General features: G+C 70.7%; 1 protein-coding gene. It reads right to left on the bottom strand.

The window, feature by feature from the left end; all coding sequences use genetic code 11:
• Positions 1 to 564: tyrosine-type recombinase/integrase (locus tag ABFX50_RS51040; protein WP_346158559.1), on the bottom strand; the 564-nt coding region annotated here is incomplete at both ends.

The raw sequence follows: 564 nt of genomic DNA, 5'->3' as shown, positions 1-564 counted from the left end.
TGCCGAGAGCCAGCGGGTGCGGCTCGCCGGTCAGCACGGACAGCGCGGTGGCGACCTCCTCCAGGTCGGCTTTCGTGTAGACCGCGATCGCGCCGGGCTTGGCGTCGCCGCTGGAGCGGTGACCGGCGTAGGCGCGGGCCACCGCCTCGCCGAAGTTGCGCTCCACCCATTTCAGGGTGGTGTGCCGCAACCAGTGCGTGGAGATGTTCTGCGTGCGCACCGGCTCGACGTGCTCGCGCAGCCGGTCCCACAGCCCGTCGTAGCGCCGGTAGGTCAACGGCTTGCCGTTGTGGTAGCGCAGCACCTTGCTGGTCGGCTCACGCGCCCCGCGATGGTAGGCATGATCCACCAGATGCGTCATCAGCGTCGGCGACACCGGCTGCCACCGGCTCTGCTCCCCCTTCTCGTGCAACAGCACCAGGCACTGCTCCTGGTCCAGGCCGTCGAGCTCCAATGCCAACGCCCCGCCGCGGCGGGCGGCGGTCTCGACGTGGAACCGGATCAACAGCGCGTCCAGCGCCGGATCGTCCCCCGTGGCGGAGGCCGCCTCGGTGACCGCCTCCA

It is taken from the genome of Nonomuraea recticatena (genome assembly GCF_039533245.1).
Classification (GTDB): Bacteria; Actinomycetota; Actinomycetes; order Streptosporangiales; family Streptosporangiaceae; genus Nonomuraea; species Nonomuraea roseola.
The sequence above is the reverse complement of the archived record's forward strand: the minus strand, read 5'-3'. Positions and strand labels throughout refer to the sequence as shown.